Annotated in this window: 26 protein-coding genes; 18 read left to right on the top strand and 8 right to left on the bottom strand. The window is 67.1% G+C overall.

What is annotated here, in order from left to right; genetic code table 11:
• Nucleotide 1 precedes the first annotated feature (1 nt).
• The 11 genes from NIBR502770_RS18620 (at nt 2) to NIBR502770_RS18670 (ending at nt 9,578) form a co-directional block, all read left to right on the top strand.
• On the top strand, nt 2-838 hold the full coding sequence (locus NIBR502770_RS18620; protein WP_141158677.1) for a carbohydrate ABC transporter permease: 837 nt from the start codon (nt 2-4) through the stop codon (nt 836-838).
• 5 nt (nt 839-843) lie between these two features.
• Nucleotides 844-1,215 carry a nuclear transport factor 2 family protein gene (locus tag NIBR502770_RS18625; RefSeq protein ID WP_141158676.1) on the top strand — a complete coding sequence of 124 codons (372 nt, stop codon included), beginning with the start codon at nt 844-846 and terminating at the stop codon, nt 1,213-1,215.
• A 33-nt stretch (nt 1,216-1,248) separates the two neighbouring features.
• Nucleotides 1,249-2,025 carry a TIM barrel protein gene (locus NIBR502770_RS18630; RefSeq protein ID WP_141182939.1) on the top strand — a complete coding sequence of 259 codons (777 nt, stop codon included), beginning with the start codon at nt 1,249-1,251 and terminating at the stop codon, nt 2,023-2,025.
• Nucleotides 2,022-3,581: a GMC oxidoreductase gene (locus NIBR502770_RS18635; protein ID WP_141182940.1), complete on the top strand. Its 1,560-nt coding sequence runs from the start codon at nt 2,022-2,024 to the stop codon at nt 3,579-3,581. Before NIBR502770_RS18630 ends, NIBR502770_RS18635 begins: the two co-directional genes overlap by 4 nt.
• Nucleotides 3,582-3,645: 64 nt before the next feature.
• Nucleotides 3,646-4,041 carry a DUF6379 domain-containing protein gene (locus NIBR502770_RS18640; protein WP_109044134.1) on the top strand — a complete coding sequence of 132 codons (396 nt, stop codon included), beginning with the start codon at nt 3,646-3,648 and terminating at the stop codon, nt 4,039-4,041.
• Nucleotides 4,038-5,141 carry a sugar phosphate isomerase/epimerase gene (locus NIBR502770_RS18645; protein WP_141158673.1) on the top strand — a complete coding sequence of 368 codons (1,104 nt, stop codon included), beginning with the start codon at nt 4,038-4,040 and terminating at the stop codon, nt 5,139-5,141. Before NIBR502770_RS18640 ends, NIBR502770_RS18645 begins: the two co-directional genes overlap by 4 nt.
• 20 nt (nt 5,142-5,161) lie before the next feature.
• A complete protein-coding gene (locus NIBR502770_RS18650; protein ID WP_141158672.1) occupies nt 5,162-6,187 on the top strand; it encodes a sugar phosphate isomerase/epimerase in 1,026 nt (341 codons plus the stop codon).
• Nucleotides 6,188-6,197: 10 nt separating this feature from the next.
• Nucleotides 6,198-6,968 (top strand): nuclear transport factor 2 family protein, encoded by a 771-nt coding sequence (locus NIBR502770_RS18655; protein ID WP_141158671.1) that lies wholly within the window; start codon nt 6,198-6,200, stop codon nt 6,966-6,968.
• Nucleotides 6,969-6,977: 9 nt separating this feature from the next.
• The gene (locus tag NIBR502770_RS18660) at nt 6,978-7,376 is read left to right on the top strand and encodes a DUF6379 domain-containing protein (RefSeq protein WP_141182941.1); all 399 of its coding nucleotides are present in this window, start codon (nt 6,978-6,980) and stop codon (nt 7,374-7,376) included.
• On the top strand, nt 7,373-8,560 hold the full coding sequence (locus NIBR502770_RS18665) for a Gfo/Idh/MocA family protein (protein ID WP_210411323.1): 1,188 nt from the start codon (nt 7,373-7,375) through the stop codon (nt 8,558-8,560). The genes NIBR502770_RS18660 and NIBR502770_RS18665 overlap by 4 nt, the downstream gene beginning before the upstream one ends.
• Nucleotides 8,561-8,573: 13 nt before the next feature.
• Nucleotides 8,574-9,578 (top strand): sugar phosphate isomerase/epimerase, encoded by a 1,005-nt coding sequence (locus NIBR502770_RS18670; protein WP_109044129.1) that lies wholly within the window; start codon nt 8,574-8,576, stop codon nt 9,576-9,578.
• Nucleotides 9,579-9,641: 63 nt separating this feature from the next.
• On the opposite strand, the gene NIBR502770_RS18675 is transcribed toward NIBR502770_RS18670, so the two are convergent.
• A complete protein-coding gene (locus NIBR502770_RS18675) occupies nt 9,642-10,631 on the bottom strand; it encodes a restriction endonuclease subunit R (RefSeq protein ID WP_141182942.1) in 990 nt (329 codons plus the stop codon).
• Between the two features lie 70 nt (nt 10,632-10,701).
• Between NIBR502770_RS18675 and NIBR502770_RS18680 the strand changes: the two genes are divergently transcribed.
• A complete protein-coding gene (locus NIBR502770_RS18680; RefSeq protein WP_141182943.1) occupies nt 10,702-11,115 on the top strand; it encodes a DUF6379 domain-containing protein in 414 nt (137 codons plus the stop codon).
• 27 nt (nt 11,116-11,142) lie between these two features.
• Here the strand turns inward: NIBR502770_RS18680 and NIBR502770_RS18685 are convergent, their stop codons facing one another.
• A complete protein-coding gene (locus tag NIBR502770_RS18685) occupies nt 11,143-12,405 on the bottom strand; it encodes an ROK family protein (RefSeq protein WP_141158667.1) in 1,263 nt (420 codons plus the stop codon).
• A gap of 106 nt (nt 12,406-12,511) precedes the next feature.
• Between NIBR502770_RS18685 and NIBR502770_RS18690 the strand changes: the two genes are divergently transcribed.
• The 6 genes from NIBR502770_RS18690 to NIBR502770_RS18715 all read left to right on the top strand — a co-directional run bounded on the left by NIBR502770_RS18690 (nt 12,512) and on the right by NIBR502770_RS18715 (nt 19,483).
• Nucleotides 12,512-13,552: a Gfo/Idh/MocA family protein gene (locus NIBR502770_RS18690; protein ID WP_141182944.1), complete on the top strand. Its 1,041-nt coding sequence runs from the start codon at nt 12,512-12,514 to the stop codon at nt 13,550-13,552.
• Nucleotides 13,552-14,358 (top strand): hypothetical protein, encoded by an 807-nt coding sequence (locus NIBR502770_RS18695; RefSeq protein WP_141182945.1) that lies wholly within the window; start codon nt 13,552-13,554, stop codon nt 14,356-14,358. The genes NIBR502770_RS18690 and NIBR502770_RS18695 overlap by 1 nt, the downstream gene beginning before the upstream one ends.
• A gap of 160 nt (nt 14,359-14,518) precedes the next feature.
• Nucleotides 14,519-16,015 carry an MFS transporter gene (locus tag NIBR502770_RS18700; RefSeq protein ID WP_141182946.1) on the top strand — a complete coding sequence of 499 codons (1,497 nt, stop codon included), beginning with the start codon at nt 14,519-14,521 and terminating at the stop codon, nt 16,013-16,015.
• Between the two features lie 16 nt (nt 16,016-16,031).
• Nucleotides 16,032-17,597, top strand: coding sequence for a GMC oxidoreductase (locus NIBR502770_RS18705; protein ID WP_141182947.1), 1,566 nt, complete (start codon nt 16,032-16,034; stop codon nt 17,595-17,597).
• 73 nt (nt 17,598-17,670) lie between these two features.
• Nucleotides 17,671-18,627 carry a LysR family transcriptional regulator gene (locus NIBR502770_RS18710; RefSeq protein WP_141182948.1) on the top strand — a complete coding sequence of 319 codons (957 nt, stop codon included), beginning with the start codon at nt 17,671-17,673 and terminating at the stop codon, nt 18,625-18,627.
• 73 nt (nt 18,628-18,700) lie between these two features.
• Nucleotides 18,701-19,483 carry an SDR family NAD(P)-dependent oxidoreductase gene (locus tag NIBR502770_RS18715; protein ID WP_141182949.1) on the top strand — a complete coding sequence of 261 codons (783 nt, stop codon included), beginning with the start codon at nt 18,701-18,703 and terminating at the stop codon, nt 19,481-19,483.
• 62 nt (nt 19,484-19,545) lie between these two features.
• Here the strand turns inward: NIBR502770_RS18715 and NIBR502770_RS18720 are convergent, their stop codons facing one another.
• The 6 genes from NIBR502770_RS18720 to NIBR502770_RS18745 are packed head-to-tail and all read right to left on the bottom strand — an operon-like array spanning nt 19,546 to nt 25,807.
• Nucleotides 19,546-20,541 carry a Gfo/Idh/MocA family protein gene (locus tag NIBR502770_RS18720; protein ID WP_141182950.1) on the bottom strand — a complete coding sequence of 332 codons (996 nt, stop codon included), beginning with the start codon at nt 20,539-20,541 and terminating at the stop codon, nt 19,546-19,548.
• 13 nt (nt 20,542-20,554) lie between these two features.
• Nucleotides 20,555-21,556: a fumarylacetoacetate hydrolase family protein gene (locus NIBR502770_RS18725; protein ID WP_141182951.1), complete on the bottom strand. Its 1,002-nt coding sequence runs from the start codon at nt 21,554-21,556 to the stop codon at nt 20,555-20,557.
• An 11-nt stretch (nt 21,557-21,567) separates the two neighbouring features.
• Nucleotides 21,568-22,641 (bottom strand): amidohydrolase family protein, encoded by a 1,074-nt coding sequence (locus NIBR502770_RS18730; RefSeq protein ID WP_141182952.1) that lies wholly within the window; start codon nt 22,639-22,641, stop codon nt 21,568-21,570.
• The gene (locus NIBR502770_RS18735; protein WP_141182953.1) at nt 22,638-23,762 is read right to left on the bottom strand and encodes an FAD-dependent monooxygenase; all 1,125 of its coding nucleotides are present in this window, start codon (nt 23,760-23,762) and stop codon (nt 22,638-22,640) included. The genes NIBR502770_RS18730 and NIBR502770_RS18735 overlap by 4 nt, the downstream gene beginning before the upstream one ends.
• A 54-nt stretch (nt 23,763-23,816) precedes the next feature.
• Nucleotides 23,817-24,848, bottom strand: coding sequence for a cyclase family protein (locus NIBR502770_RS18740; RefSeq protein WP_141182954.1), 1,032 nt, complete (start codon nt 24,846-24,848; stop codon nt 23,817-23,819).
• Nucleotides 24,845-25,807: a fumarylacetoacetate hydrolase family protein gene (locus NIBR502770_RS18745; RefSeq protein ID WP_141182955.1), complete on the bottom strand. Its 963-nt coding sequence runs from the start codon at nt 25,805-25,807 to the stop codon at nt 24,845-24,847. The genes NIBR502770_RS18740 and NIBR502770_RS18745 overlap by 4 nt, the downstream gene beginning before the upstream one ends.

The raw sequence follows: 25,807 nt of genomic DNA on the forward strand, positions 1-25,807 counted from the left end.
CATGTTCCGCTACACGAAATTCACCCTGATCCGCGAAATCGGGCTGTGGGCCCTGGCCCTGGTCTTCCTCGCCCCGTTCTACTTCCTGGTGACCACGGCGCTGAAGCCGGACAGCGAAATGTACACCACCTCCGCCCTGGCGCTTCCCGGCAATCCGGACTTTGGCAACTTCGTGAAGGTCCTTACGGCAACAGGCAATTCCAACGTTATGGCCGGACTGGTCAACAGCCTCATCATCACCACCGGGAGCATCCTGGGGTTGATCGCACTGGGGTCAATTACCGGCTACGTTATTTCCCGCAGCACCCGCAGGTGGAGCAAGGCGGCGTACTACCTCTTCCTGGTAGCCATCATCCTTCCGGGCCAGCTGGGCGCGGTGCCGCTGTACATGGGCGCCCGTGGCCTGGGCCTCACCGGATCGGCCTGGGGCCTGATCGTCCTGTATACCGGGATGCTGCTGCCGCTCTCGATCTTCCTGTACTCAAACTTCTTCCGGGGCCTCGGAACGGACTACGAGGAAGCCGCCACGATCGACGGTGCCAGCAAGACCCAGGTCTTCTCCAAGGTGGTGTTTCCCATGATGGCCCCGGCTACCGGAACGGTCACCATCTTCGCCGGACTGATCGTATGGAACGACTTCTTCACCTCGTTGATCTTCCTCGGCGGATCCGCCAACCAGACGCTCCCGGTAGCCATGTACTACTTCATCGGGTCGCTGGTCTCGAAGTGGAATTCCATCTTCGCGATCGTCATCGTGTCCATGATTCCCATCCTGGCGTTGTTCCTGTTCGCGCAAAAGCGCTTCATCCAGGGCTTCTCCGGCGGACTCAAAGGCTGATCCGCATGGCCGGCAACCGCGAGGCGTTTGAACGCTTCGTGGAGATCTTCTACACCCAAAAACGGGTGCGGGAAGCCTTCGGGTTCCTTGTTGCCGATGAATACAAGCAACACAATCCCACCATCCCGGACGGTCCGGAGGCCGCCATCCGGATGCTCACGCCGAAGTTCGACGGCTCGCCGGACTCGCGCTTCGAGGTCCAGCGGATCCTCGTTGACGGAGACCTGGCCATGGTGCACGTCCGTGCATCAGGACCCGGGCGTCCCGACGCCGCCGTCGCAGATATCTACCGCTTCGAAGCCGGGCGCATCGTGGAGCACTGGGACGTGCTCCAGCCCGTCCCGGACCACCCGGTGCACGACCACCCCATGTTTTAGCCACCCCATTTCCAAGAATTCCAGGAGACTGCCATGTTCCAGCTCGCACCCAATATCGACCTTTTGTTCTCCGAAGCAGGCGACAGCGCCGCAGACCGCGTACGCGCGGCCGCGGCGGCAGGCTTCGATGCCGTGGAAATGTGGGGTCCCACCGGCAAGGACATTCCCGCCCTCAAGGAGGCGCTGCAGGAAACCGGCGTCCAGCTCACCGCGCAGCTGGCCGAGCCCCGGATGCAGTTCATGATTCCGCCAAAGAACCACGAGCCCTTCTACGAGGGCCTCGATGCCGGCGTAAAGGTGGCACAGGAACTGGGCTGCCCGCGGATCGTGGTGGGCAGCGGCACCGGCTTCGGCGGCCGCAAGCGGCAGGACCAGCTCGATGAACTCATTGAGATCTTCACCAAGGGCGTTGCCCACATCGAAGGTTCCGGGATCACCCTTGTCCTGGAGCCGGTCAACATCCGGGTGGACCACCCCGGGGCGTTGCTGGACCGGACCTCGGAGGCCGTGTATGTCGCCAGGGGAGTGGACTCGCCCAACTTCGGCGTCCTCTACGACCTCTACCACTCAACAGTGGAAGGGGAGGACGTGGTGGCAGAGCTCGCCAACGCGGGCCGGCTGGTAAAGTACGTCCAGATTGCCGACGCGCCGGGCCGCGGCGAACCCGGATCGGGTTCCATCGACTGGGCCGCCAGGCTCACCGACCTCCAGGACAGCGGATACACCGGCCCCATCGGGCTTGAGTACTACCCCACGATTGAGTCCGCCAAGTCTGTCCGGCGCATCCAGGAACTGGCGGCAGGACGGTGAGCAGCAGCCGCTACCCCGCCGCCGTCGATGTAGCCATCGTGGGCAGCGGGCCCACCGCATCCGCGTACGCCCGCATCCTCAGTGAGCGGGCCCCTGGAGCCAGCATCGCCATGTTCGAGGTGGGGCCCACGGTCAGTTCTCCACCGGGCGCCCACGTCAAGAACATCGAGGATGAGGCCCGCCGTGCAGCCGCCCAACGGGCTTCGGAAGGCCCCGGCGCCGGGGCCGAGACGGTCAACTCGCCCGGCGCCGTGAAGAGCGGCGAACGGCGCGCCCGCCCCGGAACGTACCTGCTGCAGGACGGCTACGCCTTCCCGGGCGAGGACGGCATGCCCGTCGCGGCAATGTCCAGCAACGTGGGCGGCATGGCCGCCCACTGGACCGCCGCGTGCCCGCGCCCCGGCGGAAAGGAGCGCATCGCTTTCCTGCCTGACCTGGACCAGCTGCTGGACGAAGCCGACCGCCTCCTCGGCGTCACCACTTCGGCCTTTGAAGCGGCACCGTTCTCCGGCCTCGTCCACGATCGGCTCGCGGCCGCCGTCGACGACGGCCGCAGCCCGGCCTTCCGCGTCCAGCCCATGCCCCTCGCCGTGCACCGGCGAGGCGACGGCCGCCTCGTGTGGTCCGGATCCGACGTCGTAATGGGTCCTGCCACCCGGGAAAACCAGCGGTTCGACCTGTTCGACGAGTCCCTGGTCCGTCGTGTCCTGGTGGAGGGCGGCCGCGCCGCCGGAGTCGAGGTGGAAGACCGCCGCGGTGGCGGAACGCACCGCATTGCCGCGCGCTATGTGGTGGTGGGCGGTGACGCCCTGCGCACCCCCCAACTGTTGTGGGCTTCCGGGATCCGGCCGGATGCCTTGGGCCGGTACCTCAATGACCAGGCCCAAGTGGTGTTCGCCACCCGGCTGCGCGGCGTCAGTGCCGAGGAGGGGCAGTCCAGCGCGGACGGAGCCCTCAGTGAGCAAAGCGGAGTGACCTGGGTGCCGTACACGGATGAGATGCCCTTCCATGGCCAGATCATGCAGCTGGATGCTTCACCCATCCCCCTGGCCGACGACGACCCGGTCGTTCCCGGATCGATTGTGGGGCTGGGGCTGTTCTGCGCCAAGGACCTCCAGCGGGACGACAGGGTCGCCTTCGACGACACCGCCGTGGACAGCTATGGGATGCCTGCCCTGCGCATCCACTACAGCCTGACCGACAAGGACCGGGAGGTGCTTGAGCGGGCCAAGGAGGAGATTGTGCGGCTCGGCAGGGCCGTGGGAGAGCCGATTGATGAGCGGCCGTTCGTCCTCCCGCCGGGTGCCTCGCTGCACTACCAGGGCACCACGCGGATGGGACAGTACGACGACGGCGGCAGCGTGTGTTCCCCGGACAGCGAGGTCTGGCAGGTCCCCGGCCTCTTCGTGGCCGGCAACGGCGTGATTCCCACCGCCACAGCGTGCAACCCCACCCTGACATCGGTGGCGCTCGCTGTCCGCGGCGCAGGGAAAATTGCGGCGGAACTCGCCGATGCTTTACTTATGTCTGATTCAGACAATAGAATGACTAAATAATGAATAAGCGCACGTTGCCGCTATTCCGATGCCGGCAAGGCATGCCGCAGACAAGGAGGTCTCGATGATCGCCGACCGCATAATCGAGCAAGGAACACTTACCAGCCAGGACGGCCGCGCCGCCGTCGAGGTCCGCATTCCCTGGTACCGGGCCCTCCCCGGTTCATGCATCGCCGGGGCCGCCCTCACCATTGACGGTGTTGCCGCACCGGAGGAATCGCTGCGCTGGACCATGAACAACCGCACGTTCAGCTTCGGGGAGCTCGTGGACCAGACCGGCGAATGGTGGTTCCCGCTGGACTCCGCCGTCCTGTCCGGGGACCTTCCCGTCGATCCTTCCAAGGCAGGGCACGAGGTGCGGGTGGACCTGAAGCTCTACATTCCGTACATCATCACCGACCACGGCGTGCTGCACATCGAAGAGCACGACACCAAGACCATGAAGGTGGCACAACGATGACCAGCCTTGGCACGCCCATCCAGGGCGTCACCCTCTACAGCTTCACCCGCGCCTTCCACGGCCGGCAGTACGATCTCGACGGCCTGATCCGCAAAGTGGCGGCCGAGGGCTTTGGACCCGGGCTCGAAGTCATTGGCTTCTCCAGCCTGCGCGGCTTCCCCGACCACGTCGATGACAATTTCGTGGGGCAGTTCCGGGACCTTGTGGCGGAGGTGGACCTGGTGCCCACCTCGCTCGCCGTCAACGTTGACACCGGAATCCGCCGCGACCGGCTCATGAACCACGATGAACTGGTCGAATACATGCGCAAGCAGATCGAAGTGGCAGCCCGGCTCGGCTTCCCGATCGCCCGGGTTCAAATCTCCCTGACACCCGATGCCATGGAGAGCCTCCTTCCCGTCGCAGAAAAGTACGGCGTCACGCTGGCGCTGGAGGTCCACGCCGACCAGCACGGGGCACACGAACGCGTCCTTGCGCTGCGCGACCGCTACGAGAAGCTCGACTCCCCGCTCCTGGGGTTCACCGCAGACTGGGGCGCCACCGTCACCGGCTTCGCCCCTTCGCTGTTGGAGGCCTACCGCCGCCGCGGAGCGTCCGAGGACCTGCTCCAGCAGGTGGTGGACCTGTGGAACGGTTTCTACGCGGAAGGACCGCCCAACACCCAGAAAGTCCACGGCGAGCGGTTCGGCGCCTTTATCGGCCTGGCCGCACGCAACGGCCGCCCGGACCTTGGCATCGACTTCGCCATCAATGGAACCGGCCTCTTCGGCCCCGCGCCGCTGGACACCTGGCTGGAAATCATGCCGTGGGTCCGGCACGTCCACGGAAAGTTCTTCGGCATCGACGAGAACGGCGAAGAGCCGTCCGTTCCGGTACGCGGGCTGGTCCGCCAGCTGGTGGAGAACGGCTACTCCGGTGCGATCTCCAGCGAATACGAAGGCTGGCACTGGAACAACTGGCAGGACCCGTTCGACATCATCCGCGGAGAGCAGGCCGTCCAGCGCTCCGCCGCTGCCGACGCCGGCTCGGCCATGGTCACCGACGCCGCCGAAGCGCGACGCATCCTCAACAGCCACCTCGCCCAGCCCGTCCGCGGCTGACACCGAAGGGATCACAGAACATGTCAGAAGGAATCGCAGGCTCCGGCATCGAGCTTGGCATCACCCTTTACTCACTCACCTCCGAATTCGCGGCCGGGCTGTACACCCCGGAAACCCTGATCAAGGCCGTCGCCGACGAAGGCCTCGGTCCCGGCGTCGAATTCAACATCGCGCAAATGCTGCGCACCTATCCCGACGTGGATGACGACTTCGTGAAACTGTGGCGCGACAGCATGGACCGCTACGGCCTCACCCCGAGCGCCGTCGGCACGAACCTGGACATGGGCCGGCGCAAGGACCGGGACATGACGCCGGACGAGGAATTCGACTTTTTCGCCAGGCAGCTCAAGACCGCCAACACGCTCGGCTTCAACAAGATCGTGATCCGGTCCGCCGGCAAGGAACTGCTGCGGCGGCTTCTTCCCCTGGCCGAAAAGTACGACCAGAAGCTGGGCTACGAGATCCACGCCCCACAGGGCCCCAACGATCCGAAGATCCTGCAGATCCGGGAGATGTACGCCGAGCTGGACAGCGACCGGCTGGGTTTCACCGCTGACTTCAGCTCCACCATGCACAGCCTCTCTCCCACCCTGTTCCGCACGCTGACCCAGATGGGCCTGCCGCAGGAACACTTCGCCGTCATGCAGGACATCTGGCGCAAGCCACTGCCCATGCAGGAACGCAACCAGGAGTTTGAGGACTACCTGCGGGAGAACAACTTCGATCCGGCGCAGCTCGGTCCCTTCACCCGGCTGGCCTTCAACATGCACGGCCTGGTTCCGCCGGAGGAATGGCTGGACATCATGCCGCAGATGTTCCACGTCCATGCCAAGTTCTATGACATTGACGAGAACGGCAACGAGCCCGCCATGGACATTCCGAGGATTGTGCGCCAGTTCGTCAAGGGCGGCTACCAGGGCTTCCTGTCCAGCGAGTGGGAGGGCCACGCCTTTGCCGACCTCGGCGAATCCGACCCCATCGAGCTCGTCAAGAAGCAGCACGCCCTCATGCGCAAGGCCATCGAAGAATCAGTGGTTCCCGCCTAAGGAGAAATCAATGCCTGCGATCGACACCGACCTCACCGCCGAGGTGGAGCGGCTCCGCGCCGAGCTTGGCGAAGCGCTCCGGTTGGCGCGCCGGGCCAACGACCGGGGGGACATCGAGAACCTGTTCAACCGCTACATGTACCTTCACAACGCGTTTGAGGATGAGCAAATCATCCCGCTCTGGGTCAAGCCGGGCACGCCGGGGGTGCGTGCCCGGTACACGAACGCCGGGCAGTACACGGACTACGACAGCGTGATCCGGTACCACCAGGGCCGCCCCAAACCCGTCGGCAAGCTGATCCTGCACTACACCACCACTCCGGTCATCGAGGTGGCGGCCGACGGCAAGACCGCCAAGGGCGTCTGGATCATGACCGGCAACGAGTCCGGCCTGACCGACCCGGACGTGGCCAAGGAGAGCCCCGACTACATGTACTCGCCGGGCGAAGTCCAGGGCAAGAAAGTCTGGGCCCACTGGGTCTGGTGCAAATACGCGGTGGACTTCCTGCGCCAGGACGGTGAATGGAAGATCTGGAAGTTCCGCTGCTACGAGTTGCTGCGGGCACCCTTCGAGGAAAACTGGATCAGCTTTGCCGAGAAGAACCAGCACGCTTTCGCCCTGGACCTCATGTACTTCGGTGACGACGGAAAGCCCGTCTTCATGCCGCCCGCGGACCAGCCGGTCCCGAGCGAATACCACCCCTACAATCCGTCGGCCCGGCAGACGCTGGAACCGCAGCCGCCTGCACCCCACCAGACTTTCGTCGAGACCTTTGAGTAAGGACTAATCATGGCAACCCATAACTCCCTTTTCCAGGACGCCGACGTCCGCCGGCACCCGGAAGGCATCTCCGTTGCGGTGCAACTCCCGTGGTACCGGAGTCTGTGGCTGTCCGCCGTAGACGACGTCGCGGCAACCGTCAACGGCGTGGAAATCCCCAAGGAATCCCTCCGCTTCGAACTGCAGGGCCGGTCGTACTCCATCGCGGAGCTTCCGGAGCAGTGGGACACCCTGTGGTTCGTGGCTGACAAGCCGGACATCATCATCCCGCTGGACCGTGTTCCCGACGCCGGCGAGGAAATCGACGTCGAGGTCATCCTGACCCTCCGCCTCCTCTACATGCAGATCGCTCCAATGCGGTACGTGGGGAACCGGGTGGCCGTGGACCGAAAGGTTGTGCTGGCATGACCACCCTGCGCGTGGCCATGATCGGGTACGGGTTCATGGGCGCCGCGCATTCCCAGGGCTGGCGCACGGCTCCGCGGGTGTTCGACCTTCCCGCCGAGCCGGACATGGCGGTCATTGTCGGCCGGAACGCCCAAGCGGTGAATGAGGCGGCGCGGAAGTGGGGGTGGGCTGAGGCGGCCACCGACTGGCGCGACGTGATCGCGCGGGAAGACATCGACGTCGTCGACATTGTCACCCCGGGCGACTCCCACGCCGAGATCGCCATTGCTGCACTGGAGACGGGAAAGCACGTCCTGTGCGAGAAGCCGCTGGCCAACACCGTGGCCGAAGCCGAAGCAATGGCCGAAGCTGCGGAAAGGGCCGCCGCCCGCGGCCTTCGTGCGATGGTGGGGTTCACCTACCGCCGCGTCCCCGCGGTAACCCTCATGCGCAATCTCATTGCCGAAGGTGCGGTGGGAACAGTCCGCCAGGTCCGGGCCTCCTACCGGCAGGACTGGCTGGTTGACCCGGACATGCCGCTCGCGTGGCGCCTGCAGAAGGAACACGCCGGATCCGGTGCGCTGGGCGACATCGGAGCCCACGCCATCGACCTCGCCCAGTTCGTCACGGGCCTCACCCTCCGCACGGTCTCCGGCGTGATCGAGACCATCGTGAAGGAACGGCCGCTGCTCGAATCGGGCGCGGGGCTGTCCGGAACCGCGGGTGCGGGATTCGGCAAGGTAACGGTGGATGACATCGCCATTTTCACCGGCCGCTTCGAATCCGGCGCCCTGGCCTCCTTCGAGGCATCCAGGTTCGCGACCGGCAGGAAGAACGCGCTTCAGATCGAGGTTTCCGGGGACAAGGGGGCCCTCGCCTTCGACCTCGAAGACCTCAACAGCGTCCAGTTCTACGACCGGACTGCTTCCCCGGACCGCCAAGGGTTCCGGAAGATCCTGGTCACCGAGCCGGAGCACCCGTACCTGTCCGGGTGGTGGCCCGCCGGCCACATGCTCGGCTACGAGCACGGGTTCTCGCACCAGGTGAAGGACCTGGTGGAGGGCATCGCCAACGGTGCCCACCCGCAACCGACCTTCGCCGACGGGCTGCAGGTGCAGCAGGTACTGGAGGCAGTTGAACGCAGTTCCGACAATGATTCCGCCTGGACACGGGTCGCCGCCGGCGTACCCGCCCCGGCAGTATAGGGAGGAGACATCCGTGGCACGACCGATCACTTTGTTCACCGGCCAGTGGGCCGACCTGCCCTTCGAAGAAGTGGCCCGCCTCGCCGGCGAGTGGGGCTACGACGGACTGGAGATCGCCTGCTGGGGTGACCACCTGGATCCGTGGCGCTGGGATGACGACGCCTACGTGCAGGGCAAGCTGGACATCCTCGAACGCAACGGCCTGAAGGTGTGGACCATTTCCAACCATCTCAAGGGCCAGGCAGTGTGCGATGACCCGATCGACGAACGGCACCGGGGCATCCTTCCGGACGTGGTGTGGGGCGACGGCGATCCGGAGGGCGTCCGCCGGCGCGCCGCGGAGGAATTGAAGAACACCGCAAGGCTGGCTGCGAAGCTAGGCGTGAAGACGGTGACGGGCTTTACGGGATCGTCCATCTGGAAGTACGTTGCCATGTTCCCGCCGGCCACGGAGAAGATGGTCGACGCCGGCTACCAGGACTTTGCCGACCGGTGGAACCCGATCCTCGACGTCTTTGACGAGGTGGGCGTCCGGTTTGCCCATGAGGTGCACCCGTCGGAGATTGCCTACGACTATTGGACAACCCGGCGCACCCTGGAGGCGATCGGCCACCGGGAAGCCTTCGGGTTGAACTGGGACCCGAGCCACATGGTCTGGCAGGACATTGATCCCGTGGGATTCCTGTGGGACTTCCAGGACCGCATTTACCACGTGCACTGCAAGGACACGAAGAAGCGGCTGGTCAACGGACGCAACGGCCGGCTGTCGTCCCACCTGCCGTGGGCCGACCCGCGCCGCGGCTGGGATTTCATCTCCACCGGCCACGGCGATGTGCCCTGGGAGGACGCGTTCCGGATGCTCAATTCGATCGGCTACCGCGGACCGCTCTCAGTGGAATGGGAGGACGCAGGCATGGACCGGTTGGACGGCGCTCCCGAAGCGCTTGAGTTTGTCCGCAGGCTTTCCGGCTACGAGCCATCTGCGGCCGCGTTCGACGCCGCCTTCAGCACCAAATAGCACCGCCAACACAACGGCCGGCCCGGAAGCTTCCGGGCCGGCCGTTGTGTTGTGTTCCCAGGCTCAACCACCCGTGGAAAGGGCTGCCTCCGCCAGGGCCAGGTGACGCTGCGTCATCTCGGTGGGATCGTCCTGCAGCCACTCGTGGCCGCCCCACTCGCTGGTCAGCGTGCCGGTGAAGCTGCTCCGGCTGAGCAGGCCGGCAAGGTCCCGCAGCGGCTGCGATACCCGCCCGCCGTCGTCGTGCAGGTCCCAGAACTTCAGGTGGAAGGCCCCCACCAGGGGCATGATGCCCTGCAGGTCTCCTGCTTGGCTGCGGCCGAAACGGATCAACAGGTTCATGTAGAGGGTGTGGATCCGCGGCGGCACCTGCCCCGACCGGAGCAGGGCCGTGACGGCGTCGAGGGTGGCGGGATCCAGCCAGTCGTGTTCCAGGCGTGCCAGGAGGTCCGCGGGGATGCCGCCTCGGCGAAGTTCCTCGAGGTAGGTGGGGGGAAGGGCGGGCATGAGCATGCTGATGTCCACGAGCACCCGCACGTGGTCATCCGCCAGCGCGGCGATCGCCTCCAGTGCAGGGTCGACGCCGGGGCTCCCCGGAGCCTGCCGCCCTTGGATTTCCTCGTACAACACCATGTCCAGCCGGTGCAGCAGCGGTTGCAGCAGGGTAAGCAGCTCTGGCCCTGCCTGGCCGATCGGCAGGCGCACTCCGTGGGCTCCCACCCGGTGCGCAGCCTGCAGTTGGGGCACCAGGAAGTCCAGCCGCTCCTTCTGGGACCGTCTGGTGCCGGGGGAGGTGAAGTCGTCCAGGCTCGCCCCGACAATGCTGATGCGGGCCCCTTTCGCGGCCAGGGATTCCCGGAGGGCGTCCACCTCATCGTCCTGCGGAGCGGGAAAGGACCGCCACACGAGCCCCGGTTCGAGCTCCACCGTCCGCACCGAGTCCGCAATGCCGGAAACGATGTCCCTGGCCGTCCGCCGGGCGGCCACGATGTCGGGCACCCAATTGAATGAGCTGGCGCAGAGGGTCCAGCCGCCGGGAATTTCGTTAGCCATGGCTCCCTTTCCTTTTATGCACTTAACTGACAAACTTATGTCAGTTTTAGGATAAAGGAAGGGTGTTGGATTGGAAACCGCTTTGCGTGACGATGCGCTGACCGCCGTTCCCGCCGGTTTCGAGCTCCGGCTCGGTTTGCCGTGGATCCGTTCGATGCCGCTCTCCAGTGTGGCGGGCCTGGCTGTGGAGGTGGATGGAGTGCCGGTTGCGGCGGGCCTGGTGTCGGTGGTGCTCGGTGCCAGGCGCGTGCCTGCCGATGCCTTGCAAGCAGAGTCCGGCTGGTGGTTCATCCAGGACAGGCTTGTCCTGGCGTTCCCGCAGGAAATCTCCGCCGGCGCGCACGCCGTCGCTGTCGATTTCACCCTGATGGTGCCGTACCTCCAGGCACCATCAGGGTCTGCGCTGGTACTCCCGTTCCACGTTGAGGCCCGGCTGGCTGTACGTCCGGCCGTGGTGCCGGGCATCTCCCGCGACGTGGCGTGAGCGGCGCTGCCGGACGGGAATGCCAGGTCAGGCCGGCACTGCCGTGCGTTCGGGGGATGGCCGGCCTTCGGCAAACCAGCGCGGGAAGGTGACATCGAACAACTGCTCGCGTGCAAGCTCGGCTCCGCCGCGCAGTGGTTCGCGCTCGTCGTTCACGGACAACGTGATGGTGAGGTCGCGGGTGGCGAGGGGCAGTGACAGCTCATACACGCGTTGCCGAACCTCGGCCAGGAACACCTCGCCCGCAGAGGCAATGGCACCGCCGATGACAATGACTCCCGGGTTGAACATGTTGACCAGGGCTGAAATGGTCTCGCCGGCTACATGGGCGGACTTCTGGACGAGCGAGATGGCGAGCGAATCGCCGGCCTGTGCCGCGAGCGTGATGTCCTCCAGCGTCAGCGCCCGCTCTTTTGCCCGGCCGGCCAGGGAAGTGGTGGCGCCTTCCTTGATGGCGTGCTCTGCGTCCCGCACCAGGGCCCATCCGCCGGCCACAGCTTCGAGGCATCCGACCTTGCCGCAGCGGCACTGCTCGTTGGAGTCGGAGACCCGGACGTGGCCGATGTCCCCGGCAGCGCCGTTGGCACCACGATGTATACGGCCCTTGGACAGCAGGCCGGAGCCGACGCCCGAGCCGATCTTGCAGTAGATCAGGTCCGTGAGCATGTCGCGACGGCGGGCCCGCTCACCAAGCGCCAGCAGGTTGGAGTCGTTATCCACCCATACCGGCGCGTTGAAGCGTTCCTCGAAGGGCGTCCGGACGTCGTAGCCGTTCCACCCGGGCATGATCGGCGGAGCGACGGGCTGTCCCGTGGCGAAGTCCACCGGTCCCGGCAGGCCAACCACGACGCCCCATACCGGCACGGGAGGGTGATCTTTGAGCACGTCCTCAACAAGGGACATGACGGCATCGATCGTCTTCTCCGGTCCCTGGGCGATGTCCCAGCTGCGGTGTGCGTGGTCAATGATGTCGCCGTCGAGCGCCGCGAAGCCCACCCTGATGTGTGCCGCGCCGAGGGCGCAGATGACAATCCGCCCCTGTTCCGAGCGAAAGCGGAGGGTCCGCGGCGCGCGGCCTCCGGACGAGGCCCCGAAATCGCCGTCACCCAGGAATCCGATCGCGATGGCCTGGTCCACCCGCTGGCTCACGACGCCCCGGCCCAGCCCGGTAACCTTGCCGATTTCCGGCCGGGTGGTCGCCTCGCCTGTCCGCACCAGGTTGACGATCCGCAGCAGGCTGGTCACTTCGTCCGTTTGTGCTCCGAAACGGAGGGTGGAGTCTGTCGTCATGGCACCAATTCTCACACATTGCACGCGACTAAGGCGCGAAATCAGATCAACTATGGCTAAGAATTCGCCGACTTATGAATAATAGAGACATAAGAAGGAGGCGACGATGCCTTGGAGGATAGGGATACTCGGAGCCGGACCCGGCGTTGCGGCCCTTCATTTGCCGGTGTTGCGCGGGCTCCCGGACCTGTTTGATGTGGTGCATATCGCCGATGCCGGAAGTGGCCGTTCCAGGGACCTTGCCGAACCGTGCGGTGCGCGCTGGTCCAGCGGGGATCGGGAGCTGCTGGCAGACCCGGAGGTGCAGGTGGTGGCGGTCTGCAGCCCGCCGTCAGAACACGCCCGGCATATCCTGGCGGCAGTGGCGGCCGGCAAGCGGGCCATCTTCTGCGAAAAGCCCCTGGCCACCACCAGGCAAGATGCCAGCCGCGCCATCGATGCCTGCCGCGCGGCCGGCGCCATCCTCCTGGTGGGCACAAACCACGTGTTTGATGCCGCCTGGGACCGCGCCAGGCGCCACCTTGCTTCGCTCGACGGCGGGGTGCGGGCCGTATCGGTCACGTTGGCGCTTCCGCCCAACGACAGGTACCACCGGCTCGTGGCGGAAGGCGGCCCGTTCCAGGCCGCAGCCCACGGCCGCCCGGACCTGGGCGATCCGGCGGTGGCGGCAGGAGTCCTGCGGCAGCTGCTGATCGGGCTGGCCGTCCATGACCTGCCTGCAGTCAGGGGCATCGCGCCGGGCATCGACGAGGTTGTCTATGCACAGCTCGCCCCGCCCATCGGTTACCTGGTGGGGTACCGGGCAGGCAGTGTCCTGGTCCAACTCGCCCTCACCATGCTTCCGGAAGGCCCCGACGCCCTCTGGCGCATGGCCATTGCCACCTCCCATGACCGGATCGAGGTCAACTTCCCGCCGGCCTTCGTCCACGCGGGAAGCACCGTCATCAGCGTACGCGCGGACGATGGGCAGCGGACCGAGTACGGGAGGGATCCCGTGGACGGCTATGTGGCTGAGTGGCGCGCCCTGGCATCGTGCCTTGAGACCAAGGTCCCGGTGGAGTACGACGAACTGCTGGCTGACGCGCACTACGCAATCGACCTGGCTGATGCTGCCGCCGCAAAGATCTTCGAAGCGGGGCGGCAGTGATGCCCCAAGGGCCCCACGCCGGCGTCTTTACCCGGTTGCCCGCCTATGTGGCGGCCGCGGCCGGGCTTCCCGCCAGTGCCAGGCTGGCGGATGACATGTGCGGTGCCGTTGCCGTCATCCCCGGCTCCGGCAACTGGTGGGCCGGACTGCTGGATGCCCGGGACGGGGGAGCGGCGGCGGTGGTGATCGCGGATCCCGGGGCCCTGCCCCGGGAGGTCTTCGCTGCGGGCACCTGGTCCGGAGGTATTCCGGTGGTCGTCGAACGCCCCGGCCTCCGCGCCGACATGGTGGCGGACGCGGTCCGGGCGCGGCGCGGGACCCTGCCGAGGGTGGTCACCGTGGAGTGCGCAGCCTCCGCCGCCCTCCTGGGTGCCGTGATCCGCGACGGGCTCGGCTGGGCCCGCTCCCTGGCAGGTTCCCCGCTGACCCTCCGGGCGGGGGTGGCGGCCGCGCAGGGCACCATGGCACTGCTGGATTCGCCGGTGGCCGGCGGAAGCCGCCTTTCGTCCACCGTGGTGGGCGCCGTCCTCGAAGGACCCGCCGCGGGCGGCTTGCTCCAGGTCCTGGCCTTGGGCGAGGTCAGGACGGAGGTTGCCATTGACCATGCTGCCGGCCGGGTCAAGCTGGAGACCTCGACGGCGGAGGGGGCGCTGAGGGCGCCGGAGCGCTACGAGGCTCCGGCCCGGCTGGCCTTGCGCCGCGCCATCGAAGCCGCCTCGAGCGGCAGGGAGGTGGCTGATCTGCCGGAGTTGTTGGAAGACCAATGGCTGGCGCACGACGTGGCAAGCGCGTGGGCTGCCCAGTGAATGTGTGTCGATTATGTGCATTCTTTTGTTGTTTTTAGACTTAAGTGGTTGTAGGGTGGGGAGTGGCGCCGGGGTCCCGTCCGGACCCGTTCCCCGTCGTGTTGGTGCGCCGGGGGCACACCACGTCGCGTCGACGGTCCGATCGTTCGGACAGACCACTATGCAACTATCACCTGTAAAACTTCGGCTCCTCACTACCTCCCTGCTCACAGTCTCGTTCCTCGGGGCACTGGACCACACGGTGGTCTCCACATCCCTTGCCACCATTTCCGGAGAGCTGGGTGCACTGCAGCTGATGAGCTGGGTGGTGGTGGGCTACACCCTGGCCAGCACGGTGCTGCTGCCCGTGCTCGGAAGGCTCGGCGATGTCCTCGGCGCCCGGCGGATCTTCCTTGTTTCCCTGGTGATGTTCCTGGCCGCATCCCTGGCCTGCGGTTTTGCCACGGACATCGCGTGGCTCATTGCCGCCCGTGTCCTCCAGGGCATGAGCTCGGCGGGCCTGCAGCTCATGTCGCAGACCATCATCGCCCGCGTCACCACGCAGCGTGAACGGCCCCGCTACATGGCAATCATCGGTGCGGCTTTTCCCATCGCCATCCTGGTGGGCCCGGTGGTGGGCGGTGCCATCACGGATTACTGGGGCTGGCAGTGGGTCTTCTGGATCAACATCCCAGTGGGCGCCGCCGCGTTCGCCCTGGCACTGGTGGCCGTTCCCCACCTGGAACCGGGCCCGGCACCCCGGCACTTCGACATCGCCGGCTCAGCCGTCTTCACCTCCGCGCTGGTGGCGCTCGTCCTTGCCGCCTCCTGGGCCGCGGAAAGGGACGGCGGTCCTGCGGCCGGAAGCGCGCTCGCGGCCAGCATCGCGGGCTTTATCGCCTTTTTCCTGATCGAGCGGCGGGCACCTGAGCCCATCGTTCCGCTGCACTTCTTCGCCAACCGCACCATTGCTGCCGGTGCGGCACTCTCGGCGATCATCGGCGTCGGCTTCTTCTCCATCACCGCCTACCTGCCCACGTACTTCCAGATGGCTTACCGGACCACGGCCACGGTGTCCGGGCTGGTTCCCATCGCCACCGTCTTCGGCATGCTGATCAGCAACCTCCTCACGGGCTGGCTGGCCAGCCGCACCGGGCGTTACCGGATCTTCCCGGTCGGCGGAACGGTGCTGGGAGCGGGGGCCCTGCTGATGATGGCACTCCTCCCGGCCGGCCTCCCGCTGTGGGCGCCCATGATCGTGATGGGTGCTGTGGGCCTGGGCACCGGCGCGTTCATGAGCCTCATTGTGGCCGTGGTCCAGGGCGCCGTCCCCGCAGGCCAGACCGGTACCATCACCGCAACCATCAACCTGGTCCGGCAGGTGGGATCAACCGTGGCGACGGCGGTCATCGGCGGCGTCATCGGCTCCGGGGTGGCGGCCTTCCTGCCGGCGGGGCTGGACGCCTCCACCCTCACCCCGCAGCAGGTTCACCAAGCGCCACCGGCGGTCCAGGCCGACGTCGCCCAGATCTACTCGTCGGTCTTCACACCCATCTTCATCGCCCTTGCCTGCGCATACGCCCTGGGCATCCTGGCGGCAGTCCTGCTCCCGCACGGCCGCCTGTCCGATGAACCCGTCCCAGCCGCCCACGCACCTTCCGAAACCCTTCCGGCCTGATCTCAAAGGAGACATCATGTCCAACCCCACCATTGCCGTCGTCGGCAGCGGACCCATCGGTTCCACCTACGCCCGCCTGTTGCTGGAGCAGGTCCCCAACGCCCGGGTGGTGATGTTCGAAGCCGGCCCGCAGCTGACAGCCGTCCCCGGCGAGAGCGTCCGGAACATCCCGGACCCGGCAGAGAAAGCACGCGCCCGGGAAATGTCGCAGGGACCGCAGGCCGGGGCGTTCCGGGAGTCCCTCGGCATCCCGGCAGCAACAGTGGCCGAGGGCATGTTCACCGCGCGCCAGGGCACCCACCTGCTGGACTTCGGCGGAACAGGCTCAGCCCATGCGCCGTCCTTCCCGGCGGCGGCTGCCGCCACCAACGTGGGCGGCCAGGGCGCGCACTGGACCTGCGCGACGCCGTCGCCCGCGTTCAGCGAAAAGATCCCTTTCATCGCCGACGACGAGTGGGACGGGCTGATTGAGGAGGCCAAGGGTCTCCTGCACGTCCACAGCGCCGCGTTCGCGGATTCCAAGGTCGGGGAAGCCATCCGCCGCTTGCTGGACGGGGAGTTCGGGGCGGAACTGCCCGAGGGCTACGGTGTGGGCACGCTTCCGGTGGCCGGGGACCCGCAGCCGGACGGGTCGGTGCGCTGGGCGGGGGCAGACGTCGTCCTTGGGCCCTTGGCGGATAAAACGAGCCTGCTCTCCCAACGGTTCGAACTCCGCGACCTGACCCTGGTGCGCCGCGTGGAACTGGACGGGCACCGCATCACCGGCGTCACCGTCCAGGACCTGCGCACCGGCGATGAGTCCTTCGTTCCCGCTGACGTGGTGGTGGTGGCGGCCGACGCCTTCCGCTCCCCGCAGCTCCTGTGGGCCTCCGGCGTCAGGCCCAGGGCCCTGGGCCACTACCTGACCGAACACCCCGTGGTGATCTCCACTGTCGCCCTGGACGCCGACAAAATGAAGCAGTTTGCCACCGAGGAAGACCTCGACGCCGAACTGGCCCGGCGTGCCCAGAACCCGGCGGACCCGGTGGCGGCCGTGAACCGCATCCCGTTCTCCGAACCGGAGCACCCATTCTCCGTCCAGGTGATGTACTCCGAGTCGACACCCTTCCCCATGGAGCCGGGCACCCCGTACTCCGACAACCGGTGGGGCTACGTGAACATGGGCTACGGCATGCGCAAGCATCCCCGCTACGAGGATGCGGTCACCTTCGATGAGGACGAGCAGGACTACCGCGGCTTCCCGAACATGACCATCGAGTACGCCCTCACCGAGCGGGAGGAAAAGGAAATCGCGGAGGCCACCGAGCGGCTCCGCCGTGCCGGAAAGGCGCTGGGCGTCTTTGTGGCGGAACCCCGGCTCATGCCCAACGGCTCCAGCCTGCACTACCAGGGCACCATGCGGATGGGGGAGACCGACGACGGTACCTCGGTGGCTGATCCATGGTCCAGGGTGTGGGGCTACGAGAACCTGGTGGTGGGCGGGAACGCGCTCATCCCGACGGCCACGGCCATGAACCCCACGCTGATGAGCGTGGCCATCGCCGTCCGCGGGGCACGGAAGATCGCGAAGGAGCTTTCATAGACCAGGAGCATCCACGGTGCGGCGGCGCCCGGCCTGCGCCGCCGCACCGGCAGGGCATGGATAACCTGTGGGTATGAAGAACCTGGACCTGAACCTGCTGCCCCACCTCCAGGTCCTGCTGGAGTTGCGGAACATCACCAGGGCCGCGGAGCGGCTCCAGCTCAGCCAACCCGCCACGAGTGCCGCGATGGCCAGGCTGAGACGCCATTTCGACGACGAGCTCCTGGTCCGCAACGGCCGCACCTACGACCTCACGCCCTTCGCGCAGTCCCTGGTGCCCTTGGTTGACGAGGCAATGCTGCACATCCAGCGCGCCACCCGGATCCGGTCCGGTTTTGATCCTGCCACCAGCGAGCGTGAGTTCGTCATCGCGGCGTCCGACTACGCCGCAGCGCTGATTGTGGGTCCGCTGCGCGGGATCCTTCGGGATGAGGCCCCGGGTGTGTCCGTCGATTTCGTTCCCACCACCGGCTTCCAGGGCCAGCTGGCGGACTATGCAAAGATCGACCTGCTCGTGGGACCCACCGGCTACCGGATGCAGGGACTGAGCAAGCAGGTGTTCCGGGACAGCTTCGTGGCGGTCGTCGACGCCGGCAACCCGCTGCTGCAGCAGCCCAGCCTGGCCCTCGACGACCTCGCCACGGTGCCTCACGCCGTCGGCTACTTTGGCGAGGGGATCAGCACGCCGGCGGACAGGCTGTTCGAGGCACGCGGCATACAACGCCGGGTGGCCGCAGTGGTGGCGGGGTTCCTGTCCCTCCCGCTGCTGGTGGAGGGAACAGACCTGGTGGCCCTGGTGCCCGGGATGCTCGCGGCACGGGCCCAGCGGGGAGCCAACATCGCTGTCCTCAGGCTTGACGGCGACGCGGAGGCATCGCTGGTGGAAGCCATGTACTGGCACCCGTCGCAGGCCGAAGACCCCGCCAGCGTGTGGCTGCGCTCGGTGGTCCAGCGTTCCTGCTCCCGGCTGGAAGAGCTGTTTCCAGCCACCACGCATCCGCTCATTATCCACGCGGCAGATACCACCTAGACCCGGAACGCCGTTCCCGGCACGGACCTTCCCTGCGACAGTCTTAAGGAAAGACCCTCCGGAAGGAACCTCCATGCCCGTTTCCACCCAGCGCCTGGCCGGCAAGACCGCCGTCATCACCGGAACGGCCAGCGGCCAGGGCAGGGCCGCCGCGCTGGCCTTCGCCGAGGCAGGAGCGTACGTGGTGGGCTGCGACATGGATGACGACGGCGCCGAGGCCACGGTTGCGGCGGTCACCGCCGGCGGCGGGCATATGAGCAGTGCACGGGTGGACCTGACCGACGAGGCAGCGGTGGCTGCCTGGGCATCAGGCGTCGCAGCGCAGCACGGCCAGGTCCACATCCTGTACGCCAACGCCGCCGTCACCCGGTTCGCCCCCGTCGAGGAGCTCACGTATGCCGACTGGAAGTGGAACGTTGAACACGAAATGGACGTGGTGTTCCTGCCGGTGAAGTACTTCTGGCCGCAGCTGATCCAGGCGCATAACGCGGCCATCGTGTTGGTGGGTTCCACGGCAGGCGTCACCGGGTCCATGACCAACGGCCGGCTGGCACACACCGCCGCCAAGGGCGCAGTGGTGGCCATGACCAAGCAGTTGGCTGCCGAAGGGGCGCCGCATGGGCTGCGCGTGAACGCCGTCAGCCCTGGAATGATCCGCACCGCTGCCACAGAGGGCAACCTCCTCGCTGCCGGCCACCCCATGCGAACCATCGCCGGCAGCATCCCGCTGGGGCGGATCGGCGCACCTGAGGAAGTGGCAAAGTGCGCACTGTTCCTTGCCTCGGACGAAGCGTCCTACGTGACCGGAGCCAACCTGATGGTCGACGGCGGGTGGTCGGCTGTGCTGCCGGGCTGACAGATGGGCTGCTGGGGCACGGCATGACCGTGGCGAAGGTGGGGTGCCAGTTGGGCGTCACCTCAGCGGGGCTGCAGCCCAGCGGCGCGGTAGACGTCGTCGACGAGGGCCATCGTGGCAGTGGCGTGCGCTGCCGTGAGGGGTGACGGGCCATCGCTGGCGAGCACGTCCACGAGGTGCTCAAGCTGGGCGACGTAACTCGATTCACCCTCCATGGCCTTTTCGTCGATGAGCAGGTTCTCGCCGGCGGTGACGCGCAGCGTGGCTCCCCACTGCGGAACGATGACGCTTGTCGCGTGCAGGGTGGCTGCGGAGCCGACGATGGTCAGCGACATTTGACCTTCGTCATCGCCCAGGAACGAGGCCCGGACCCGTGCTCTGATGCCCGTATCGAACGCCAGCACGAAATCGGTCTGCATATCGACGCGGGGATCGCCGTCGTACAGCCGGGCCGACGACGATACGACGTGCGCCTCGCCCCATGCCGCCCGCAGGAGGTCGATGGCGTAGCAGCCGACGTCCATCACGGCCCCGCCGCCCAGGTCGCCGTTCAGCCTGATGTTGCCGGGCTTCACCACAAAGTGGGGGATGCTGAAGTCGATCGAGGCGTCGTCGATGTCGCCGAGCACACCCGATCCGATCACGTCGAGCAGCCGCTGGGTGAACGAGTGAAGCCGGTAATGGAATCCGACGAACGCCGAGCGACCTGTGGCCTCGGCAGCGTCGGCAATGGCCCGCGCGTCGGTTCCGTTGGCGGAGAGCGGCTTTTCGCAAAGAATGTGTTTGCCTGCGCGCAGCGCGGCGACCGCCCACTGCGCATGGGCCGTCGGCGGGAGTGCCACATATACGAGGTCGACGTCGGGATTCGCCATCACGCTGGCGTGGTCACCGGCCGCCTCAATCCCGAACCGGTCGGCAAAGGCCCGGGCACGCTCAGGGTCGCGGGAGCCGACCGCGATGACCTGCACACTGTCGACGAGGGTGGAGGGTTCCACCATGGCCCGTTCGGCGATGCCGCCGGTTCCAAAGATGCCGACCCTCAACGGTTGACCTGTCATTCTCAGTTCTCCTTTAGGGGGAGGCCACGGGGGCCGGCTGGATGCTGCGGTTCCGCGGCCGGATCCGGGCCCGGACCAATGTCACGGCCTCGCGGCGGTCACCTATGGTGTTCTCGATGCTGCCGAGGCCTTCCACGGTCATCCGGACCACGTCACCGGTTTTCAGCGGCGGGGGAGTCTGTGCCCCGTTCCGGCCCCAGAGCTCGGCCAGGCAGCCGCTCCCGCAGGTGCCTGAGCCCAGCACGTCGCCAGGGCGCACCACGGAATCCTGGGAGGCGTAGGCCACCAGCTCGGCGAACGGCCAGCCCATGTTGGAGAGCAGGTCCTGGCCTATCTGTTCTCCGTTGACGTGCACGGACATGGAGACGGGCAGGAACCCCTCGGCATCGTGCCGGTCCTCGAATTCGTCGGCGGTGACAATCCAGGGCCCCAGGGTGTTGGCGAAGTCCTTGCCCTTACAGGGGCCCAGGCTGACCTTCATTTCCCGGCGCTGGAGGTCCCGGGCGGACCAGTCGTTGAGTACGGTGTAGCCAAAGATGTGCCGGTGCGCTTCTTCTGCGGTCAGGTTCCGCCCGTCGCTGCCGGGAACGCGGCCGACGACGGCTGCCACCTCTGTTTCGAAGTCCAGGTCCGTGCAGCCGGCCGGAATCCCAATCACCTCGCCGGTCCCGGTCACCGTGTGCGGGTTGGTGAAGTAGAACGTGGGCGCCTCATACCACTCGGGAACCACACCGGCCGCGCCGTCGATGCTCTTCCGGACGCCTTCCACATGCTCCTCGAACGCCACGAAGTCGCGGATGGTGGCAGGCGCCAGCGGGGCGAGCAGCTGCACGTCCGCCAAGGGAACGGCAGGACCGTACCCAATGGTGTGCCGGGCAATATCCAGCGCCCTGTCCAGCCCGGCGTCGAGCAGCGTCTGCACGTCCTGGCCCTGGGGCAGGACGTAGCAGGTCCCGCCGTCAACAAAGCCGGACTGCGTCCCGCCGTCGTGGTTCCAACGGGCGATCTTGACCATGAATCTGTTCCTTAGGCTGGGTGGCTGGCGGTGCGGACTGAAGCGGGCGTAATGCCCAGCGCTGCGGCGTTTCCGGCCAGTACGCTGGCCCGGTGGTCCGACGGGAGCTGTGCTTCAACGACCTCCGCCACGGGCTGGTCCGAGCCCATGTCGAACGGGTAGTCGGAGCCGAGCAGCACCTGCCCGGGGCCTGCCGCGGCCACAAGCGCCCGCAGCTCGGCCGCGCTGTGCACCAGCGAGTCGAAGTAGAGCCTCTTCAGGTAGGACGACGGCGGCTCGGCGCACCCGTGTGCCTCGGGCCGGACCCGCCAGGCATGATCGGAGCGGCCCAGGGTGGTGGGCAGGTAACCGCCCCCATGCGCCGCCAGGACCTTGAGGCCAGGGTGGCGGTCCAGGACGCCGCTGAAGACCAGGTGGGATAGGGCCACGGCGTTTTCGGCGGGCTGGGAGACGGTGTTGGCCAGGTAGAACCGGTCCAGCCGCTCATCCAGGGAGCAGCCGAACGGGTGCAGGAACACCAGCGCGCCCAGCTCCTCCGCCCGGGACCAGAAGGCCTCCAGCCGGGGGTCCGAGAGCTCAACCGTGCTGCGCTCCGGGTCCGCGGGGGTGGCGGCGAAGGAGCCGATCTCGACGCCCAGCAGGCCGCACTCCAGCACAGCGTGGTCCAGGGCTTCGACCATCAGGCCGGGGTGCTGGAGCGGGACCAGGCCCAGCCCGTTGAGCCGTTCCGGGGCCCGGTCCACGAAGTCACGGACTGCCTGGTTGGCCTGCTTTGCCAGCTCCAGCGCCAGTTCCTCGCCCGCGAAGTAGTAAAAGTGCGACGGCGACGGCGAGACCAGCTGCACGTCCACGCCCTGGGCGTCCATATCGGCCAGCCGGCGGTCCAGGTCCGTCAGCTGCGGCCACCGTTCCTTGATCATCCTGCCCGAGGCCGCCATCGACTCAGGTCCGTTGCGGCGCACCTCCAGGGCCTGCTGCGCGCCGAAGCCCTCCGGATCGGCCTCGGCCACCAGCTGCTGGAGGGCCGGCAGCAGGATGTGGGCGTGGACATCCACCGTGGGGTTCGTGCCGGTACGGGTGCTCATGCCGGCTCCTTCAGCATGACGGACAGGCCGTGCATCAGGCCGGGCACATCGGCGTCGCGAACGCCGTCAAGCATCCACTGGCCCAGTTGGACCGAGGCGTTCACCACTGCCGTGGCGCGGTCCAGCCGGCGGTCGCTGAACTCCTTGAACAGGGTTTCGGTGACGTCGTCGGCCTTGATCAGCAGCTCGGCCAGGACGGCGGCGTCCTCCAGGGCCATGGCGGCACCCTGTGCCACCGTTGGGGGGCAGCTGTGCGCGGCATCGCCAATGATGACGGTGCGGCCGCGGTTCCACGGACCGTCGACGAGGTGGGTGGTGAACCACGTGTAGTTGATGCGGGCGCTGTGGTCCAGGTTCGCGCGGATTTCGTTCCACGGCCCGCCGTAGGCTGCGGCGAGTTCGGCCATGATGCGGGGGCCGTCCTCGTGCTTGCGTTCCTGGGCCTTCTCCACCAGGTAGGCGTAGATGGTGTCCGGGCCGGTGGGGCAGTAGCCGGCGATGAAGCAGGGGCCGCCGTAGGTCAGGTCGGTGCGGACCACCTCCTCCGGCCGCGGCACGAAGGCGCGCCAGATGCCCATGCCGGTGGGCTTGGGCTCGACGTCGATGCCGATGGCCTTGCGGACCGCGGAGTGCAGGCCGTCGGCGCCAATCAGGAGGTCGTAGGACGCGGTGCCGCCGTCGGCGGTGCTGACGGTGACGGACGCGCCGTCGTCCGCTATTCCCGTGACTGTCTTCCCGTAGCTGATCCGGGCCCCCGCCCGTTCCGCCCGTTCACGGAGGATGGCCGTCAGGTCCGGACGGTACATGCCCATGGTGGCGGGGAGGTCGTCGCCGCCGGTGCGGATGTCTTCGAGGACCGCAAGGACGGTGCCTGCCGGGTCCGGGGCCCGCAGGCCCAGGGTGCTGAAGCCGTAACCCTTTGCCTCCACCTGGTCCCAGACGCCGAGCCGGCGGAGGATCCGGAGGGCGTTTCCCTGCAGCGTGATGCCGGATCCCAGGGTCTGCGGGGCGTCTGCCCTTTCCAGGACTTCCACCTGGATTCCGGCGTCAGCCAGGAGGATGGCGGCGGCCAGCCCGGCTGCACCTGCCCCCACGATTCCGACGTTCTGTACTGCTGCCATCGCTGACTCCTTTGTATTGACGGCGATCCTGCTGGTGGTTTGTTGTTGTGAAAGCTACCTGACGGCGATCGGGTTGACGGGCGATCCCACGGCACCGGTAATGGGGAGTGGTGCTGCGGTCAGCAGGAAGTCGTACCTGCCGTCCGCCGCGCATGCCTCCGCCAATGCGTCCGGGTCCCACATCTCGCCCAGGAACAGGCCCAGGTTGGGGATGGCGATCTGGTGGAGTGGCTGGAATGCGCCGTCGAACTCGTTCGGCCGGACCTCGAAACCCCAGGTGTCCGTGGCGATCCCGGCGATCTCGCTGCGGTGCAGCCAGGGCGCCGTGCTGAAGGACAGTCCCGGAGCGGAGCCGCCGGCATAGTCGCCCCAGCCGTCGCGGCTCACCCGGGTGTATTGCCCGGTACGGATCACCACGATGTCTCCGCGCCGCACTTCGGAGCTGGGCCCCTGGAGTTCGATGGTCTGCGCGAGGTGCTCGGGGGTGATGGCGAACCCGTCCGGTAGTTCGCCGTCGTTCCGTCCCAGTCCGGGACCGAGCGCGCGCCCGACGTCGAGCAGGACACCGCGGGTGACGATCTTCGCCGCGGCGGTCTCGATGCCGGTCACCAGGTCGCCTTCAGAGGTGACCACGTCGCCGGCGGCGCGGCCGTTCCAGGCCTTGCCCCGGTCGAAGATGTGGCCCAGTCCGTCCCACTGCGTGGAGCACTGCAGCGGCATGGCGATCACGTCGTCGGCGCCGCCGAAGCCGTGCGGGAAGCCCTGGTTGCCGCGCTCGGCGTCAACGCCCGTGTCCGTCATGGTGTGGACGGGATTCGTGCGGCGGCGCCAGCCTTTCTGCGGACCGTTGGTATCGAACGGTTGGGAGAGCGAGAACGCCTCCCCGGTCTTCACCAGCGCCGCAGCCTCGAGGCGCTTGGCGGCGTCGATGAAGTTCAGGGTGCCCAGTACGTCATCCTGGCCCCAGCGGCCCCAGTTGTTGTGGGCAGCTGCCATGGCGCGGATGCTGCCGAGCGGATCTTCACGCCGGATAGCCGGGGAATCGGTTGATTCCCCGGTGCCGGTTGCTGTGTCCTGGGTGGTCAATGCTTGCTGCTTTCGGTGGCGGGTTCGTCCTTGCAGAGGATGCGCTGGTTGCCCAGTCCGGTGATGGTGCCTTCCATGACGTCGCCGTCCTGGAGGAGCCGGCCCCAGTGCTGGCCGTTGCCGGCGGGGCTTCCGGTGAGGACCAGGTCGCCCGGGCGCAGCGGCATGATCTGGGAGGCTTCGCTGACCAGCTTGGCCACGCCGAAGATCATGTCGGACGTGGATTCGTCCTGCATGGCCTTCCCGTTGAGCTTGAGCGTCACCTGGACGTCCTGGGGGTCGCCGAAGAATTTGGCGGGCACCAGCAGCGGGCCGGTGGGCAGGAAGCCGGGAGCGTTCTTGGCGCGGTACCAGTCCGAGCCGATAGCAGGCATGTCCTTCCGGAAGACGTACTCGCGGGTGGTGATGTCGTTGACCATGGTGTAGCCAAAGACATGGTCCAGCGCTTCTTCGGGGGTGACCCGGAACGCCGTCTTCCCGATCACGGCCGCCAGTTCCAGCTCCCAATCGTGGGACTTCGAGTAGGACGGGAGGGTGAGGTCGTCCGTGGCGGACGCGACCGCCGTCGGAAGCCCGATGAAGAAGTACGGCGTGCCCTGGCCCGCGCGCTTGTCCATCATGGCTGCCGTCGCGGCGCGCACCTCTTCCGCGTCTTCGCCCGGTTCGCGGTGCGCCACGGCGAGGTCGACCACGTGCTTGCGGTAGTTCGCCCCGGTCTGGAGGATCTGGGCGGGCTCCACGGGAGCCAGGATTTCGACGTCGGCGGCCGCGAAGCCGGTGCCACCGCCCGCGGAGGCGGCGAGGGCATCCAGTTGGGCTTCGGTGGTGTCCCAGTGCTCGATCAGGGAGTTGATGTCCCCGTCCAGCGGCAGGACACGGTCAGCGACCAGCAGGCCCGCGCGGGCCTTGCTGTCCCCGGCTTCCTGGAAGCGGACGAGTGCGTACTGTGCGTCTGCCAT

The organism is Pseudarthrobacter sp. NIBRBAC000502770 (assembly GCF_006517815.1).
GTDB lineage: Bacteria > Actinomycetota > Actinomycetes > Actinomycetales > Micrococcaceae > Arthrobacter > Arthrobacter niigatensis.